7 protein-coding genes are annotated in these 16738 nt (G+C 63.2%); all 7 read left to right on the forward strand.

From position 1 onward, the window contains the following. Position 1 precedes the first annotated feature (1 nt). Positions 2-4120, forward strand: coding sequence for a DNA-directed RNA polymerase subunit beta (rpoB, locus tag XH85_RS19775; RefSeq protein WP_128933128.1), 4119 nt, complete (start codon positions 2-4; stop codon positions 4118-4120). A 129-nt stretch (positions 4121-4249) separates the two neighbouring features. After that, positions 4250-8446, forward strand: a complete 4197-nt coding sequence (gene rpoC / locus XH85_RS19780) for a DNA-directed RNA polymerase subunit beta' (RefSeq protein ID WP_128933129.1) — start codon at positions 4250-4252, stop codon at positions 8444-8446. Positions 8447-8638: 192 nt separating this feature from the next. Continuing rightward, entirely contained in the window at positions 8639-10693 is a 2055-nt protein-coding gene (locus tag XH85_RS19785) for an FAD-dependent oxidoreductase (protein ID WP_128933130.1), read from the forward strand. 131 nt (positions 10694-10824) lie between these two features. Next, on the forward strand, positions 10825-12834 hold the full coding sequence (locus XH85_RS19790; protein WP_128933131.1) for an ABC transporter ATP-binding protein: 2010 nt from the start codon (positions 10825-10827) through the stop codon (positions 12832-12834). 904 nt (positions 12835-13738) lie between these two features. Continuing rightward, positions 13739-14110, forward strand: a complete 372-nt coding sequence (gene rpsL, locus XH85_RS19795) for a 30S ribosomal protein S12 (RefSeq protein ID WP_007603006.1) — start codon at positions 13739-13741, stop codon at positions 14108-14110. A gap of 15 nt (positions 14111-14125) precedes the next feature. After that, the gene (rpsG, locus tag XH85_RS19800; protein WP_008136420.1) at positions 14126-14596 is read left to right on the forward strand and encodes a 30S ribosomal protein S7; all 471 of its coding nucleotides are present in this window, start codon (positions 14126-14128) and stop codon (positions 14594-14596) included. A 33-nt stretch (positions 14597-14629) separates the two neighbouring features. Beyond that, on the forward strand, positions 14630-16702 hold the full coding sequence (gene fusA, locus XH85_RS19805) for an elongation factor G (protein ID WP_128933132.1): 2073 nt from the start codon (positions 14630-14632) through the stop codon (positions 16700-16702). Positions 16703-16738 lie beyond the last annotated feature (36 nt).

A 16738-nucleotide genomic window follows, 5' to 3' on the forward strand; every position in this document is an offset into this window, starting at 1 on the left:
GATGGCGCAGCAGACATTCACCGGTCGCAAACGCGTTCGCAAGTTTTTCGGACACATCAAGGAAGTCGCCGAGATGCCGAACCTCATCGAGGTTCAGAAGGCGTCCTATGACCAGTTCCTGATGGTCGACGAGCCCCAGGGTGGCCGTCTCGACGAGGGTTTGCAGGCCGTGTTCCGCTCGGTGTTTCCGATCTCCGACTTCTCGGGCACCTCGATGCTGGAATTCGTCCGCTACGAGTTCGAGCAGCCGAAATACGACGTCGACGAGTGCCGCCAGCGCGGCATGACCTTCGCGGCTCCCCTCAAGGTGACGTTGCGCCTCATCGTGTTCGATATCGACGAGGAAACCGGCGCCAAGTCGGTGAAGGATATCAAGGAGCAGGACGTCTACATGGGCGACATCCCGCTCATGACGATGAACGGCACCTTCATCGTCAACGGCACCGAGCGCGTCATCGTCTCGCAGATGCACCGTTCGCCCGGCGTGTTTTTCGACCACGACAAGGGCAAGACCCATTCCTCGGGCAAGCTGCTGTTCGCCGCCCGCGTGATTCCCTATCGCGGTTCCTGGCTCGACATCGAGTTCGACGCCAAGGACATCGTCTATGCGCGTATCGACCGTCGCCGCAAGATTCCGGTGACGTCGCTGATGTTCGCGCTCGGCCTCGACGGCGAGGCGATCCTGTCCACGTTCTACAAGAAGATCCTCTACAAGCGGACCAAGGAAGGCTGGCGCGTTCCGTTCGACGCCAACCGCTTCCGCGGCTACTCGACCGTCAACGATTTGATCGACGCCGATACCGGCAAGGTCGTGCTCGAGGCCGGCAAGAAGCTCACCGTCCGTGCCGCCCGCCAGCTCCAGGAGAAGGGGCTGAAGGCGCTGCGCATGGCCGATGAGGAACTGGTCGGCAACTACGTCGCCGAGGACCTCGTCAACCCGAAGACCGGCGAGATCCATGCTGAAGCCGGTGAGGAAATCACCGACAAGCTGATGAAGGCGCTCAACGAGCAGGGCTACAAGGAGCTGCCGCTGCTCGACATCGACCACGTCAATGTCGGTCCCTACATCCGCAACACGCTGTCGGCCGACAAGAACATGACGCGTGAGGACGCGCTGTTCGACATCTATCGCGTCATGCGTCCCGGCGAGCCGCCGACGCTGGAATCGGCGCAGGCCATGTTCCAGTCGCTGTTCTTCGACGCCGAGCGCTACGACCTTTCCGCGGTCGGCCGCGTCAAGATGAACATGCGCCTCGACCTCGATGCGCCCGATACCCAGCGCACGCTGCGCAAGGAAGACATCCTCTCCGTCATCAAGACGCTGGTGGACCTGCGCGACGGCAAGGGCGAGATCGACGACATCGACCATCTCGGCAACCGCCGTGTGCGTTCGGTCGGCGAGCTCATGGAGAACCAGTACCGCATCGGCCTCCTGCGCATGGAGCGCGCGATCAAGGAGCGCATGTCCTCGGTCGACATCGACACGGTGATGCCGCAGGACCTGATCAACGCCAAGCCGGCGGCTGCGGCTGTGCGCGAGTTCTTCGGCTCCTCGCAGCTCTCGCAGTTCATGGACCAGACCAACCCGCTCAGCGAGATCACCCACAAGCGGCGCCTGTCGGCGCTCGGACCGGGCGGTCTGACCCGCGAGCGCGCCGGCTTCGAGGTGCGCGACGTGCATCCGACGCATTACGGCCGCATCTGCCCGATCGAGACGCCGGAAGGTCCGAACATCGGCCTGATCAACTCGCTCGCGACCTTCGCGCGCGTGAACAAGTACGGCTTCGTCGAGACGCCGTACCGCAAGGTCAAGGACGGTCGCGTCACCGACGAGGTCGTGTACCTCTCGGCGATGGAGGAGGGCCGCTACACGGTCGCGCAGGCCAACGTGCCGCTCGACCCGAAGGGCCGCTTCACCGAAGATCTCGTGGTCTGCCGTCACGCCGGCGAAGTCTTGCCGGTGACGCCTGATAAGGTCGACTACATGGACGTGTCGCCGAAGCAGCTCGTTTCGGTCGCTGCGGCGCTGATCCCGTTTCTCGAGAACGACGACGCCAACCGCGCGCTGATGGGCTCGAACATGCAGCGCCAGGCGGTGCCGCTGGTTCGCGCCGAGGCGCCGTTCGTCGGCACCGGCATGGAAGGCGTGGTTGCGCGTGACTCGGGTGCTGCGATCGCGGCGCGCCGTTCCGGCGTGATCGACCAGATCGATGCGACCCGCGTCGTCATCCGCGCCACGGAAGATCTCGATCCGACCAAGTCGGGCGTCGATATCTACCGGCTGATGAAGTACCAGCGCTCCAACCAGTCGACCTGCATCAACCAGCGTCCGCTGGTGAAGGTCGGCGACATCGTGAAGAAGGGCGACATCATCGCCGACGGCCCCTCGACCGATCTCGGCGAGCTCGCGCTCGGCCGCAACGTGCTGGTCGCGTTCATGCCGTGGAACGGCTACAACTTCGAAGACTCGATCCTGCTCTCCGAGCGGATCGTGAAGGAAGACGTCTTCACCTCGATCCACATCGAGGAGTTCGAGGTGATGGCCCGCGACACCAAGCTCGGACCTGAGGAAATCACCCGCGACATTCCGAACGTCTCGGAAGAAGCGCTGAAGAACCTCGACGAAGCCGGTATCGTCTACATCGGTGCGGAAGTGCGCGCCGGCGACATCCTGGTCGGCAAGATCACGCCGAAAGGCGAAAGCCCGATGACGCCGGAAGAGAAGCTCCTGCGCGCCATCTTCGGCGAGAAGGCTTCCGACGTTCGCGACACCTCGCTGCGCGTTCCTCCGGGCGTGCAGGGCACCATCGTCGAAGTGCGCGTGTTCAACCGTCACGGCGTCGACAAGGACGAGCGCGCGCTGGCGATCGAGCGGGAAGAGATCGAGCGTCTGGCCAAGGACCGCGACGACGAGCAGGCGATCCTCGACCGCAACGTCTACAACCGTCTTGCCGAGCTGCTCGAGGGACGGCAGGGCATCGCCGGTCCGAAGGGCTTCAAGAAGGACACCAAGATCACCCGTGCGGTGCTCGAGGAGTACCCGAAGTCGCAGTGGTGGCTGTTCGCCTCCCCGAACGACAAGCTGATGGCCGAGATCGAGGCCATGCGGAAGCAGTACGACGAGTCGAAGAAGGGGCTGGAACAGCGCTTCCTCGACAAGGTCGAGAAGCTTCAGCGCGGTGACGAGTTGCCGCCCGGCGTGATGAAGATGGTCAAGGTCTTCGTCGCGGTGAAGCGCAAGATCCAGCCCGGCGACAAGATGGCCGGCCGCCACGGCAACAAGGGCGTGGTGTCGAAGATCGTGCCGATCGAGGACATGCCGTTCCTCGAAGACGGCACGCATGCCGACATCGTGCTCAATCCGCTGGGCGTGCCCTCGCGCATGAACGTCGGACAGATCCTCGAGACCCATCTCGGCTGGGCCTGCGCCGGCCTCGGCAAGCGTATCGGCCAGACGGTCGATGCGTACCTGTCGAAGCAGGACATCAAGCCGCTGAAGGAAACCTTGAAGAAGGTCTACGGCGAGGACGAGACGATCAAGTCGCTCAACGACAACGAACTGATCGAGCTCGGCCACAACTTGAGCCGCGGCGTGCCGATCGCGACACCGGTGTTCGACGGCGCCAAGGAAGCCGACATCGAGGAGATGCTGAAGCTCGCCGGTCTCGACGCTTCGGGTCAGTCGACCGTCTATGACGGCCGCACCGGCGATCCGTTCGATCGCAAGGTGACGGTGGGCTACATCTACATGCTCAAGCTGCACCATCTCGTCGACGACAAGATCCACGCGCGTTCGATCGGTCCGTACTCGCTCGTCACCCAGCAGCCGCTGGGCGGCAAGGCGCAGTTCGGCGGCCAGCGCTTCGGCGAAATGGAGGTGTGGGCGCTCGAGGCTTATGGCGCGGCGTACACGCTCCAGGAGATGCTGACGGTGAAGTCGGACGACGTCGCCGGCCGCACCAAGGTGTACGAGGCGATCGTGCGCGGCGACGACACGTTCGAGGCCGGTATTCCGGAATCCTTCAACGTGCTGGTCAAGGAAATGCGCTCGCTCGGCCTCAACGTCGACCTGCACAACTCCAAGATGGGACCGGCGCCGACGTCGGAAGCGGCCGAGTAATTCGACCTGTCATGCCCGGCCTTCGCGGCCGGGCGTTGGCGCCCGGCCTGAGGCCTTGAGGGGCAGGGCGCCCCGCTAAGTGATTTTCGAATTTGCGGCCGGAGGCGACCGGCACGCGAGGAGAAGACGATGAACCAAGAAATTATGAATCTCTTCAATCCGACGACGCCGGCTCAGGTCTTCGACCAGATCCGGATCTCGATCGCGTCTCCAGAAAAGATTCTGTCCTGGTCCTACGGCGAGATCAAGAAGCCGGAGACCATCAACTACCGTACCTTCAAGCCCGAGCGCGACGGGCTGTTCTGCGCCCGCATCTTCGGGCCGATCAAGGACTACGAGTGCTTGTGCGGCAAGTACAAGCGCATGAAGTACAAGGGCATCATCTGCGAGAAGTGCTCGGTCGAGGTCACGCTGTCGCGCGTCCGGCGCGAGCGCATGGGCCATATCGAGCTCGCAGCCCCCGTCGCCCACATCTGGTTCCTGAAGTCGCTGCCCTCGCGCATCGGCCTCCTGCTGGACATGACGCTGAAGGATCTCGAGCGGATCCTCTATTTCGAATACTACGTCGTGCTGGAGCCGGGCCTCACCGCGCTGAAGGACCGTCAGCTCCTGTCTGAAGACGAGTATCTGAAGGCGCAGGACGAGTACGGCCAGGATTCCTTCACCGCCATGATCGGCGCGGAAGCGATCCGCGAGCTGCTCAAGGGCATGGACCTGGAGAAGCTCGAGGCCTCCTTGCGCGTCGAGATGCAGGAGACCGACTCCGACATCAAGCACAAGAAGCTCGCCAAGCGCCTGAAGATCGTGGAAGCGTTCCGCCACTCCGGCAACAAGCCGGAATGGATGATCATGACCGTGGTCCCGGTGATCCCGCCGGACCTGCGTCCGCTGGTGCCGCTGGACGGCGGCCGCTTCGCGACCTCGGACCTCAACGACCTCTACCGCCGCGTCATCAACCGCAACAACCGCTTGAAGCGGCTGATGGAGCTGCGCGCGCCGGACATCATCATCCGCAACGAGAAGCGCATGCTTCAGGAAGCGGTCGATGCGCTGTTCGACAACGGCCGCCGCGGCCGCGTCATCACCGGCGCCAACAAGCGCCCGCTGAAGTCGCTCGCCGACATGCTCAAGGGCAAGCAGGGCCGCTTCCGTCAGAACCTGCTCGGCAAGCGCGTCGACTATTCGGGCCGTTCGGTGATCGTGGTCGGTCCCGAGCTGCGTCTGCATCAATGCGGCCTGCCGAAGAAGATGGCGCTGGAACTGTTCAAGCCGTTCATCTACTCGCGGCTTGACGCCAAGGGCCTGTCCACCACCGTGAAGCAGGCCAAGAAGCTGGTCGAGAAGGAGCGTCCCGAGGTCTGGGACATCCTGGATGAGGTGATCCGCGAGCATCCGGTGCTGCTCAACCGCGCGCCGACGCTGCATCGCCTCGGCATCCAGGCGTTCGAGCCCGTGCTGATCGAGGGCAAGGCGATCCAGCTGCACCCGCTGGTCTGCTCCGCGTTCAACGCCGACTTCGACGGCGACCAGATGGCCGTGCACGTTCCGCTGTCGCTTGAAGCGCAGCTGGAAGCGCGCGTGCTGATGATGTCGACCAACAACATCCTGCATCCGGCGAACGGTCAGCCGATCATCGTGCCGTCGCAGGACATCGTGCTGGGTCTGTACTACGTCTCGATCATGCGTGAAGGCCTGCCCGGTGAGGGCAAGGTGTTCGGCGACATGGCCGAGCTCGAGCACGCGCTGCACGCGAAGGTCATCCACCTCCACACCAAGATCAAGTACCGGTGGGAAGGCATGGACGAGACCGGCAAGGTCTCCAAGCGCTGGATCGAGACCACCGCCGGCCGCGTCATGCTGGGCAATCTGCTGCCGAAGAACCCGCGGATTTCGTACGAGATCATCAACAAGCTGATGACCAAGCGCGAGATCTCGGGCGTGATCGACCAGGTCTACCGTCATTGCGGCCAGAAGGAGACGGTGATCTTCTGCGACCGCATCATGGCGCTCGGCTTCTACAACGCGTTCAAGGCCGGCATCTCGTTCGGCAAGGACGACATGGTCGTGCCGCACGGCAAGTGGAAGATCGTCGATACCACCCGTACGCTGGCGAAGGATTTCGAACAGCAGTACAACGACGGTCTGATCACGCATGGCGAGAAGTACAACAAGGTCGTCGACGCCTGGTCGAAGGCCACGGAAGAAATCGCCAAGGCGATGATGAAGGAGATCTCCGCCACTAAGAAGACGGCGAGCGGAGCCGACGCCGACATCAACTCGATCTACATGATGGCTCACTCCGGTGCCCGCGGTTCGCCGGCCCAGATGCGCCAGCTCGCCGGCATGCGCGGCCTGATGGCCAAGCCGTCGGGTGAGATCATCGAGACGCCGATCATCTCGAACTTCAAGGAAGGCCTCTCGGTGCTCGAGTACTTCAACTCGACCCACGGCGCCCGCAAGGGCCTCGCGGACACCGCGTTGAAGACCGCGAACTCCGGCTACCTGACCCGTCGTCTCGTCGACGTGGCGCAGGACTGCATCATCACGCAGAGCGACTGCGGCACCAAGCTCGGCATCAAGATGCGCGCCATCGTCGATGCCGGCACCGTCGTTGCTTCGCTTGGTTCGCGCATCCTCGGACGCACGGCCTGCGAAGACGTGCGTGACAGCTCGGGCAAGGTGATCATCAAGCGCGACACGCTGATGGAAGAGAGCCATCTGGACGCCATCCAGCAGGGTGGCGTGCAGGAGGTTAAGATCCGCTCGGCACTGACCTGCGAGCTCGTCAACGGCATCTGCGGCAAGTGCTACGGCCGCGACCTCGCCCGCGGCACGCCGGTCAACCACGGCGAAGCGGTCGGCGTCATCGCGGCGCAGTCGATCGGCGAGCCGGGCACCCAGCTCACCATGCGCACCTTCCACATCGGCGGTGCGGCGCAGCTCAACGAGCAGTCCTTCGTCGAAGCCAACTTCGACGGCAAGATCGTGATCAGGAACAAGGCCATCGCCCGCAACAGCGAAGGTCATCTGATCGCGATGGTGCGCAACATGGTGGTGGCGATCGTCGATGCCGACGGCACCGAGCGTGCGACGCACCGTGTCCAGTACGGCTCGCGCCTGCACGTGGACGAAGGCGATATGGTTAAGCGCGGCCAGCGCGTCGTCGAGTGGGATCCCTATACCCGTCCGCTCCTCACCGAAGTCGAAGGTACGATCGGCTTCGAGGATCTGGTCGAGGGGCAATCGATCTCGGAAACGCTCGACGAGGCCACCGGTATCGCCAAGCGCGTGGTTATCGACTGGCGCTCGACCCGCGGCGGCTCGGACCTGCGTCCGGCCATCGTGGTCAAGGGCAAGGACGGCAAGGTGCTCAAGCTCCCCCGTGGCGGCGATGCCCGCTACATGCTGTCGGTCGACGCCATTCTCTCGGTCGACGTCGGAGCCAAGGTCAATCCGGGCGACATCCTCGCCCGTGTCTCGACCGAAAGCGCCAAGACGCGTGACATCACCGGCGGTCTGCCGCGGGTGGCGGAACTGTTCGAGGCACGGCGTCCGAAGGATGCGGCGATCATCGCCGAAATCGCGGGCACCATCCGGTTCGGACGCGACTACAAGAACAAGCGTCGCATCTCGATCGAGCCGATGGACAAGACCGAGGAGCCGCGCGAGTACCTGATCCCGAAGGGCAAGCACATCCACCTTCAGGACGGCGACGTCGTCGAAAAGGGCGACTTCATCGTGGAAGGCAACCCGGCGCCGCACGACATTCTTGCGGTGAAGGGCATCGAGGAGCTTGCGGCTTACCTGGTCAACGAAATCCAGGAGGTCTACCGGCTCCAGGGCGTGCTCATCAACGACAAGCACATCGAGGTGATTGTCCGTCAGATGCTCCAGAAGGTGGAAGTCACCGACCAGGGCGACACGGACATGATCTCCGGCGAGCAGGTCGACAAGATCGAGTTCGACGCGCTGAACGAGAAGGCCAAGGAAGAGGGCAAGAAGCCCGCCACGGGGACGCCGGTTCTGCTCGGCATCACCAAGGCGAGCCTCCAGACCCGCTCGTTCTTCTCGGCGGCCTCGTTCCAGGAGACCACCCGCGTCCTCACGGAAGCGGCGGTCAACGGCAAGATCGATCCGCTCGAAGGCCTCAAGGAGAACGTCATCGTCGGCCGGCTGATCCCGGCGGGCACCGGCGCCTCCATGGCCAAGATCCGCGAAGTCGCCATGAAGCGCGACAAGCTGATCCTGGACGAGCGCGAGAAGCAGGCGGCCGTCGTATCGCCCGCGCCGGAAGCGGAGCCAATGGCGCTGCCGCCGGCTGAATGATGGTTCATCCGTAAGAATACCGAGGACAATGAAAAGGCCGGCTTTTGCCGGCCTTTTTGCTGCTTTCTGTGTTTGCTGCTATGCGGGATCAGCCTTTGTTCATCTTTCCTTCAGCCGCAAAAGCGCTTCTGCTAGGAGAGCTTAGACCGGTGGTCCCGTGACGGGGGCAGGGCCGGAGACCACGGAACTCACATGCTTGATCTCGCAATCGTAGGCGGCGGCCCCGGCGGGCTGATGAGCGCTTGGTATCTGAAGCGCAAGCTCGGCGACCTCTGCCGCGTCACCATCTTCGAGGCGTCCGACCGGCTCGGCGGCAAGATCGTCACGCGCAAATTCGATTCCGCGCCCGCGATGTACGAGGCCGGCGTTGCCGAGATCTACGACTACTCGATGACCGGGCCCGATCCGCTGCGCGAGCTGATCCAGCATTTCGGGCTTCAGACCATTCCGATGGATGCCGAGCAGGTGCAGTTCGGCGGCGAGCTCCTCAACGACATCGCTGGCATGCGCCGCAAATACGGCGCCAAGACCGCGGCCGCGATCGAGGCGTTCCGCAAGCGCTGCACCGAGGTGATGTCGCCGATCGAGTATTACGAGGGCGTCGGCGCGCACGACAACGAGAACCCCTGGGCCTACAAGACCGCCGAGCAGGTGCTCGACGAGGAGGTCGAGGACGAGACGGCAAAGCGTTTCTTCAAGGTCATGGCGCGCTCGGACATCGCGACCGAGAGCCACAACACCAACGGCCTCAATGCGCTCAAGAACTATCTGATGGACGTCGACGGCTATATCGGCCTCTATTCCATCCAGAACGGCAACGAGCAGCTGATCGAGTGCCTGCAGTCGGAGGTCAACGCCGACATCCAGCTCAATCACCGGGTGCTCACCGTCGGCAAGGCCCCGACCGGCCGTTATCAGCTCAAGATGATGAACGGCAAGGGGCCGGAAACGCGCGACTTCGATCTCGTGCTGATGTGCCTGCCGCATTCCTGGCTCGCGACCGTCGGCTGGGAAGGCGAGCAGCTGCGCAAGTCGATGGTCAAGCACGTCTCGTACTTCGACCGCCCGGCGCACTACTTGCGCGTCTCGATCCTGTTCGACACGCCGTTCTGGGGCGAGAGGATACCCGGCGCCTGGTTCATGTCGGAGGCCTTCGGCGGCTGCTGCGTCTACAACGAGGGCGCGCGCCACGACGTCGGCAAGCACGGCGTCTTGAACTGGCTCATTCCCGGCTCCGACGCGCTGGCCTTCGCCAACCTGTCGGACCAGGAGCTGATCGAGGCGGCGCTGAAATCGCTGCCGGCATCGCTCGGCGATGCGCGTTCGCATTTCATGGAAGGCAAGATCCACCGCTGGCTGTCGTCGGTGAACGCGCTGCCGGGCGGTCTGCCGGTGCGCGACGTCATGACCAATCACCGGCCCGAGCCGAAGCAGCATCCCGGCATCGTGGTGGTCGGCGACTACCTGTTCGACTCGACGCTGAACGGTCTGCTCGACTCCTCGGACGCGGCGACCGACATCATCCTCACCGAGATGATGCGCCTGCGACGCGAGCGCGCGCAGGAGGACAAGCCGCTCTCCGACAAGATCGACCGCGATTATTTCGAGAACTATCGCGGCCTCGGTCCCTATGACGAGGCGTGGCGCCACTTCACCGATCCCGATTATCTCACGAGCCTGATCGGCATCGTCTGGGGCGAGGCGAAGGGCGCCAAGCTGCTGGTCGCGGGCTCTGCCAGCGGCGAGCTGGTCGGTGCGCTGCGCGATCGCGGCATCGATGCATGGGGAATCGAGAACAACCGCGCCATTCACGCCAAAACGCCGAAGGCGCTGAAGAAGTACAACAAGCTCGGCTCGATCACCGACATGCCGTTCAAGGACGGTGCGTTCGACTTCGTGTTCGAGACCAGCCTTTGCCACGTTTCGCCGAAGCAGGTGGTCCGCGCGATTCGCGAGCTGCATCGTGTGGTCAAGACCGGCCTCGTGTTCGGCTCGATCACGTCGGACATGGCGCCGGCACTGATCGACCGCTACGACCTGCTGCGCGGGGTCAAGAAGCTCGGTACCTGGTGGGAATGGTCCGAACTGTTCTTCGGCAACGGCTTCGATCTGTCGATGCACCGCAAGGACTGCACCGATGCGCTCTGGGAGGCGACGCTCGCCGCGAGCAAGGGGCCGGGCCAGTGGTACGCCGACGCTGACAGCTTGCGCTATTCCTTCTTCGACAAGGTCGAGGACGACGACTAGCCCAAGACGTCGGGCGCCTTCGCCAATTGCTTTGCCGAATTCATCTTGATGGCATAGAATCGGTGCAATAGCGGCTGCCGCTATTGCTGCTTTCTCTGCGGTCATGCCGGCCGTCAGCATCGGTTGGTTTTATGGCGTCCAAGCCCCTCTCGCCCGACAAACAGAAGCTCGCCGCGGAAGAGGCGGCCGAGCTCGACGACAAGCTCGCCGCCGCCGCGAAGCCGGAACTCGAAGACGAGGAGGGCGAAGACGAGCTGGAGCTCGATGACGACGATGAGGACGAGGACCTCGTCGTCTTTACCGCGCGCGAGGCTGCCGGCGCGCTCGCCACCATCGTCGGGTTCATCAGGCCCTATCTGACCAACTACAAGCGGATGTTGTCATTCGTCGCGTTCGGCGTCTGCGTCGAGACGCTGTTCAACGTCATCATGCCGCTCAGCCTGAAGTATCTGATCGACGACGCGCTCGGCGAGGAGGACTTCCAGGCCCTCTACAAGATCCTCGGCGTGCTCGCGGCTGCCGGCATCTTCACCTCGATTGTCGCTGTCTGGTACGAGCGCTGGGACGCGCGGCTCGCTGCCTGCATCATTTCCGACGTGCGCAAACGCCTGTTCGAGCATGTCCAGGATTTGCCGGCGGCCTATTTCGGCCGCACCAAGCGCGGCGAGATCCTGTCGCGCTTTTCCGTCGATCTCTCGGCCTTCGAAGGCTCGGTCAAGAGCTTTGCCAACAGCGCAGCGCTGCCGTTCCTGGAACTGATCGCCGGCATCATCCTGATGGTGTTCCTGAACTGGCAGCTTGCGGTGGTCGCGCTGCTGGTGTTCCCGATCACGCTGATCGGCCCGCGCATCCTCACCCCGAAGGCGGTGCAGGCCAATTACGAGCAGAAGCTCAACGAGAGCGCGCTGCTCGGCATGGTGCAGGAGAACGTGGCGGCCCAGGCGGTGATCAAGGCGTTCAGCCTGCAACGCAAGATGTTCGGCTTCTTCACCTTCCGCAACGACGAGACACGCAACAAGATCGCCTCGGCCGCATTCCTGTCGACCATGGTGGAGCGGACGGTCACCATCTCGGTGCTGCTCCTGCACCTGGTCGTGCTCGCGATCGGCGCATATCTTGCGACCAAGGGCCAGATCACCATCGGCACCTTCGTCACCTTCGAGAGCGCGTTCTGGGAGGTCTCCTACAACATCGCCCATGTGATGCATTTCATTCCGGTGTCGATCTCCTCGGCCGCTGCGATCCGGCACATCCAGGAGCTGCTCGACGAGCCGACGCGCGGTGCCGATCGCCCCGGCGCGCCCGACCTGCCGCGCATCACCAACGACATCACCTTCGACCACGTGACGTTCCAATACGAAGGTAGCCAGACGCCGGTGCTGGACAATCTCAGTCTCAAGCTCAAGGCCGGCAAGCGCATCGCCATCGTCGGTCCCTCGGGCTCCGGCAAGAGCACGCTGCTCAATCTGATCCTGCGGCTCTACGTGCCGGACGAAGGCCGCGTCACCATCGACGGCGTTGACGTCCGCAAGGTGACGCTGGATTCGCTGCGCCGGAGCATGGCGGTGGTGTTCCAGGAGAACATGCTGTTCAACATGTCGATCCGCGAGAACATCCGGCTCGGCAAGGAGGGCGCGACCGACGAAGAGGTGGAGGAGGCGGCCAAGAAGGCCGAGATCCACCGCTACATCATGGGCCTGCCGCAGCGATATGACACGCCGGTCGGCGAGCGTGGCGAAACGCTCTCAGGCGGCCAGCGCCAGCGCATCGCGATCGCGCGCGCGATCATCCGTAACCCATCCGTGCTGCTGCTGGACGAAGCCACCTCGGCGCTCGACCAGACCACGGAAGCCGCGATCAACCGCACGCTGCTGAAGGTCGCCAAGGGCCGCACCATGATCTGGTCGACCCACCGCCTGGCCTCCGTGGTCGAGATGGACGAGATCATCGTGATTTCAGGTGGCAAGGCGATCGAGCGCGGCTCCCATGCCGAGCTGCTCGCCAGGAACGGCACCTATCGCAAGCTGTGGAACGATCAGATTCACCAGCCCCATGGCGCGGCGGCTCACGCCGACGACGACAGCGACGATGATGACGAGGATGAAGACCTCGAGGGTGATGAGGACGACGAGGAGGAATGACTGGGGGCGTTCGGCTCCGGGGGGAGCGCCGTGTCCGATCCATATCTCGTCGCCCAAGCATGCGCGGCCCAGCACCGACTCAGTGATTCCCTGGCGCAAGGGTTCGGCCGACGCCAAGCCGCGGACTTTTTCGATATTTGGCTTGGACGCATCGGCCCGTCGCGGGTCGACCAGTGCTGCCGAAATCCCCGCGAGACCGGGCATCGCGGCACGCCAGGGAAGCTGGAAAGCCGCCGCCAGCCGGCTGATTTGTGCATTGGCAGGAAAAAGGCCTCAGTTTTGATAATAAAACTACATTTCGCCCGGGTATAATTTCGTTCGGATCTGACAAACCAAGCGCTTCGTCCCCATCTCAGGCAGGCGCGGGGAGGCGGCCAAGAGGCTATTTTTGCAGGCTCCTGAAGCGCTTTGTGACTGTCGTTTCACCTTGACTTGACCGATTCTCACTTATAGAAAGCGCCTCACTTAACGACAGGCGGTGAGCATCGCCAGCGTCGGAACGGGCCACCCGTTTGATCCCCAAGGACTAGATCCACAAGGGTCGTAAAGGCGGGCACCAACCTCGACGAATGCCGCTCAAACGCTGTCGATCATAGCTAGGCAATGCCAGTGCGATTTTAGTTCTCTTGAGCACGTTCTCATGAGATCGAACTCGGATGCATGACCTCAGTGCGCGGGCCGCGGCATTGTGCTGACCGGTCTAACTACTGCGGTCCTCTGTGGCGTCGAAGCGCTTTCCGCTCGTTGATGGAGCGGTTGGCGCAATTTCGCTTTGCGCGGATTGATCCGCGCAGGGCGGCCTCGTCGGGCAGGTAGCTCGAGCAGAATTTGCGGTCCCGGCAACGGGCTGCGGCAAGAAAGCGGATCCGGAAGGGTCTGCGCTAGAACAAAGGGTAAGGCCAGGATGCCGACGATCAACCAGCTGATCGCTCAACCGCGGGAAGTGCAGAAGTCGCGCAAGAAGGTGCCGGCGCTGCAGCAGTCGCCGCAGAAGCGTGGTGTTTGCACTCGCGTCTACACCACGACCCCGAAGAAGCCGAACTCGGCGCTTCGTAAGGTCGCCAAGGTGCGCTTGACCAACGGCTTCGAGGTGATCGGCTACATCCCCGGCGAGGGTCATAACCTCCAGGAGCACTCGGTGGTCATGATCCGCGGTGGCCGCGTCAAGGACTTGCCCGGCGTGCGCTACCACATCCTCCGCGGCGTTCTGGATACCCAGGGCGTCAAGAACCGTAAGCAGCGTCGTTCGAAGTACGGCGCGAAGCGTCCGAAGTAAGCGGGAACCAGCTCAATGTCTCGTCGCCACTCAGCGGAAAAGCGCGAAGTTCTTCCCGATCCGAAGTTCGGGAACATCATCGTCACGAAGTTCATGAACTCGGTGATGTACGCCGGCAAGAAGTCGGTCGCGGAAGGTATCGTCTACGGTGCGTTCGGCATCATCGAATCCAAGACCAAGCAGAACCCGCTCGGCGTGTTCGAGCAGGCGCTCGAGAACGTCATGCCGACGATCGAGGTTCGCTCCCGCCGCGTTGGCGGCGCGACCTACCAGGTGCCGGTCGAGGTTCGCTCGACCCGCCGTCAGGCGCTGGGCATCCGCTGGCTGATCTCGGCCGCGCGCGAGCGCAACGAGAAGACCATGACCGAGCGGCTCTCGGCTGAGCTGCTGGATGCGTCGAACAACCGTGGGAACGCCGTCAAGAAGCGTGAAGACGTGCACCGGATGGCGGAAGCCAACCGCGCCTTCTCGCACTATCGCTGGTAACGGCGAAACAAACGGACTCGCAAGGAACACCCCATGCCCCGCCAACATGCCATCGAGGACTACCGCAACTTCGGTATCATGGCGCATATCGACGCCGGCAAGACGACGACGACCGAGCGCATCCTCTACTACACCGGCAAGAGCCACAAGATCGGCGAAGTGCACGAAGGTGCCGCGACGATGGACTGGATGGAGCAGGAGCAGGAGCGTGGCATCACGATCACCTCGGCTGCGACCACCGCCTTCTGGGCCGGCAAGCGCCTGAACATCATCGACACTCCCGGCCACGTCGACTTCACCATCGAAGTCGAGCGTTCGCTGCGCGTGCTCGACGGCGCCGTCTGCGTGCTCGACTCGAACCAGGGCGTCGAGCCCCAGACCGAGACCGTCTGGCGCCAGGGTGACAAGTACAAGGTTCCGCGCATCGTCTTCGCCAACAAGATGGACAAGATCGGTGCGGACTTCTTCAAGTGCCTGTCCGACATCGTTGACCGTCTGGGCGCCAAGCCCGTCGCGATCCAGCTTCCGATCGGTGCCGAGAACAACTTCAAGGGTCTCGTCGACCTCGTGAAGATGAAGGGCGTCGTCTGGAACGATGAAGCGCTCGGCGCTAAGTTCGACTATGTCGACATTCCGGAAGACCTGGTCGACCAGGCCAAGGAATACCGCGAGAAGATGGTGGAAGCCGCTGTCGAGCTCGACGACGATGCCATGGCCGCCTATCTCGACGGCAAGGAGCCGGACGAGGCGACCCTCAAGCGCCTGATCCGCAAGGCGGTGCTGACCGGCGCGTTCTATCCCGTGCTGTGCGGCTCGGCCTTCAAGAACAAGGGCGTGCAGCCGCTGCTCGACGCCGTCGTCGACTACCTGCCGTCGCCGCTCGACGTGCCCGCGATCAAGGGCACCGACGACAAGGGCAACGAAGTCGTGCGCAAGGCGGACGACAAAGAGCCGCTGGCGCTGCTCGCGTTCAAGATCATGGACGACCCGTTCGTCGGCACCATCACCTTCTGCCGCATTTACTCCGGCGTTCTGCAGAGCGGCACCGGCGTCGTGAACTCGACCCGCGAGAAGAAGGAGCGGATCGGGCGCATGCTGCTGATGCATGCGAACAACCGCGAAGACATCAAGGAAGCCTATGCCGGCGACATCGTCGCGCTGGCCGGCCTGAAGGAAGCGCGCACCGGCGACACGCTGTGCGATCCGGACAAGCAGGTGATCCTGGAGAAGATGGAATTCCCCGAGCCGGTCATCGAGATCGCGATCGAGCCGAAGTCCAAGGCCGACCAGGAGAAGCTGGGCGTGGCGCTGGCCAAGCTCGCTGCGGAGGATCCGTCCTTCCGCGTGTCGACCGACCACGAGTCCGGCCAGACCATCCTCAAGGGCATGGGCGAACTCCATCTCGACATCAAGGTCGACATCCTCAAGCGCACCTACAAGGTCGACGCCAACATCGGCGCGCCGCAGGTCGCCTTCCGTGAGCGCGTCACCAAGCGGGTCGAGCACAGCTACACCCACAAGAAGCAGACCGGCGGTACCGGCCAGTTCGCGGCGGTGTCGTTCATCGTCGAGCCGAACGAGCCCGGCAAGGGCTACGAGTTCGAATCGAAGATCGTCGGCGGCGCGGTGCCGAAGGAATACATCCCCGGCGTCGAGAAGGGCCTGGAGAGCGTGCTGTCGTCCGGCGTGGTCGCGGGCTTCCCTGTGGTCGACGTCAAGGTGCAGCTTGTCGACGGCAAGTATCACGACGTCGACTCGTCGGCGCTCGCCTTCGAAATCGCCTCGCGCGCCTGCTTCCGCGAAGCGCTGCAGATGGGCAAGTCCGTCTTGCTCGAGCCGATCATGAAGGTCGAAGTGGTGACCCCGGAAGACTACACCGGCTCGGTCATCGGCGACCTGAACTCCCGGCGCGGTCAGATCCAGGGGCAGGACATGCGCGGCAACGCCAACGTCATCAACGCGATGGTGCCGCTCATGAACATGTTCGGTTACGTGAACAATCTGCGCTCGATGAGCCAGGGTCGCGCAACCTTCACCATGCAGTTCGATCACTACGCAGAAGCGCCGGCCAACGTGTCGGCAGAAGTCCAGAAGAAGTTTGCCTGATTGTCGTCGGTCTCAAGCTGACGATTGAACGGAGAG

The organism is Bradyrhizobium zhanjiangense, assembly GCF_004114935.1.
Classification (GTDB): Bacteria; Pseudomonadota; Alphaproteobacteria; order Rhizobiales; family Xanthobacteraceae; genus Bradyrhizobium; species Bradyrhizobium zhanjiangense.